This window comes from Candidatus Frankia alpina (assembly GCF_902806485.1).
Lineage (GTDB): Bacteria > Actinomycetota > Actinomycetes > Frankiales > Frankiaceae > Frankia > Frankia alpina.
On record NZ_CADCWT010000410.1, the window covers coordinates 1 to 2,496 of the forward strand.

Consider the following 2,496-nt stretch of genomic DNA (forward strand, 5'->3'; position numbering starts at 1 on the left):
CACCGGACCGGCCGACGACTCGGAGACGCCGAGACGCCGGCCGGCCGGTGGCACCGGGAGCACGCGTACAAGCGCCAGGACTCAAGCGACCTTCGGATACTGCTTTTTGAGCCGCTCGATGAGTGCGAGCGAAGTCCGCTCGTCGCGGGCCACTGCACCCCAGCCCTCGATGAACATTCCGTCGTAGCTCAGCCCGACCCACCGCCCGGCGAGTCGGTCGCCGTGCGGATTCAGCGAGAGAAACAGCGACCCTTTCGAGCGAACCGGACTGTCGGAACTGACATACCAGCCCATGATGATCTCTTCATCGAAGATCTGTAGTTCACCCCACCGGAGGTATCCGCCCTCCTCGCTGGACAGGCCGCGAGTGATCGCCTCAATATGGATCTTCGCCCCGATCTGCTCCAGACTCGCCTCCTGCGAGGAATGGATCTCCTCGCCGTCCCGGAACGTCTGCCAGGCCGTCCACCAGCGCCCGGACAGGTCGACGGCGCCGCCGGCCCGGCGGCCCGCACCGGGGGACGACGGCAGGGGCTCGGGCAGCTCCGGACCTACGGCGGGACCGACAGTGGCGGCACTCCCCCCGACCATGAGCTGTCGACGATCCGTAGGGACCACCTCCTCCAGTGTGCGTGGCCAGGTGGTGATACCTGCCCGGCTCCCCTTGTCCTCCAGCCAGGCGCGCCTTCGCAGCTCGACCAGCCGACCGCTGGCGTTCAGCTCGGCGTCAATCGCGCCGACGAGCGACTGGGACGCCACACCGAGGAGGCCACGCTCGGCCTTGGACAGATAACCGGGCTGGTAGCGAACCCGGTTGGCGAGCTGGACCTGGCTCAGCCCGGCCGCTTTCCTGCGCTGAACGATGCTCTCCAGAAGGGTGGCAAGGCAGGGTTGCATGTCCATCACATCATCTACCCGGAATCCTCTGTTCTGGTCCACCGCCGGACGCTTCCACCTGGTCTGTTTGTTGTCACACCGCTGAGCGAGCGCACCGACCTGTCCGCATCCAGTATGACGGCTTTCACACCGTCGCCAAGTAGTCCGTCATCCGCGTCCGGCACGCCGATACCGGCGAAGTAAAATTTGATTTCTTCGCCGAGGTCACATCAACTCACCTTTCCGCGGAGGCTCCGGTTGGGGATCAGGCCCTGCCCCAACGGCACGGGCCAGGGACGGGATGACTGCGCACGAGGTCGCGGTGCTGCGTCATACCTGCTGAGCCTCAGGATCGGGGAGGCGCTCGCGGCCGAGTCGAGGTCCTGCCCGAGCGGCGACCGCGTCGGACGCGCGTTGGTGTCATCGCCGGAACATCCACGGCGCCGCCCGGATTGAACACGGCATGACTGTGTCTTCGAGTGTTGCGGCGGCCGAGTCCCCGTCGAGCAACGAGCGCCTGCTGGACGGGGCGGACGCGGCGCCGCTGTTCACGCCGTTCTCACTGTCCGGCATCGAACTTGCCAACCGCTTCGTGATGGCACCGATGACCCGCCGGTTCTCCCCCGATGGCGTGCCGGGCGAGGACGTGGCCGGCTACTACGCGCGGCGGGCGGCGCACGTCGGCCTGATCGTGACCGAGGGCACCTATGTGGATCATCCGTCGGCCAGGTCCAGCGACCGGGTCCAGCGACCGGGTTCCCCAGTTCTACGGCGAACAGCCGCTCGCAGGCTGGCGCCGGGTCGTCGACGCCGTGCACGCGGTAGGCGGGCGCATCGTCCCGCAGCTGTGGCATCTCGGCGCCGGCCGCACGCCGGGTACTGCGCCGCACCCGGAGGCGGCGGTGTTCTCCCCGTCAAGCCTGCGGCCCGACGGGGCGGTGGTCGGCGACGAGCCGAGCGTCGCGCAGATCGACGAGGTGATCGCCTCCTTCGCCCGCGCCGCGGCCGACGCACGCCGAGCCGGGTTCGATGGCGTCGAGTTGCACGGCGCGCACGGCTACCTGCTGGACCAGTTCTTCTGGTCACGGACCAACCGCCGCACCGACAGCTACGGCGGAAGCCTGGCCAACCGGGCCCGGATCGGGGCCGAGGTCGTCGCCGCGGTCCGCGGCGAGGTGGGACCGGACTTCCCCGTGATCTACCGGTTCTCCCAGTGGAAGGGCAGCGACTACGACGCCCGTATCGCCGAGACCCCCGACGAGCTCGAGACGCTGCTCACCCCGCTCGTGGACGCCGGCGCCACCGCGCTGCACGTGTCCACCCGCCGTTACTGGCTGCCCGCGTTCGACGGTTCCCCGCGCACCCTGGCCGGCTGGGCCAAGGACCTCACCGGCCTGCCCACCATCGCGATCGGCTCGATCGGCGTACCGACGGTCTTCGGCGGCGACGAGGCCGCCGCAGCGACGCTGAGCCTCGCCCCGCTGCTGGACCTGTTCGACCGTGGCGAGTTCGACCTGGTCGGCCTCGGCCGCGTCCTGCTCTCCGAACCCGCCTGGACCACCAAGCTGCGCGACCGCCGCCTGGCCGAGATCCGGCCCTACGACCAGACCGACGGCTCCC

The 2,496-nt window shown here is 69.3% G+C and carries 2 protein-coding genes and 1 pseudogene; 2 read left to right on the forward strand and 1 reads right to left on the reverse strand.

Annotation, left to right across the window (positions count from 1 at the left end; all coding sequences use genetic code 11):
* Nucleotides 1-81: 81 nt before the first annotated feature.
* Entirely contained in the window at nt 82-897 is an 816-nt protein-coding gene (locus tag G6R25_RS23370; protein WP_163554587.1) for a helix-turn-helix domain-containing protein, read from the reverse strand.
* A 583-nt stretch (nt 898-1,480) separates the two neighbouring features.
* Between G6R25_RS23370 and G6R25_RS32105 the strand changes: the two are divergent.
* Together G6R25_RS32105 and G6R25_RS23375 are read left to right on the forward strand one after the other, a co-directional pair.
* Nucleotides 1,481-1,528 (forward strand): annotated as a pseudogene (locus G6R25_RS32105) (hypothetical protein); the annotation flags it as partial.
* Between the two features lie 55 nt (nt 1,529-1,583).
* On the forward strand, nt 1,584-2,496 hold a 913-nt coding region (locus G6R25_RS23375), incomplete at its 3' end, for an oxidoreductase (protein WP_268904207.1).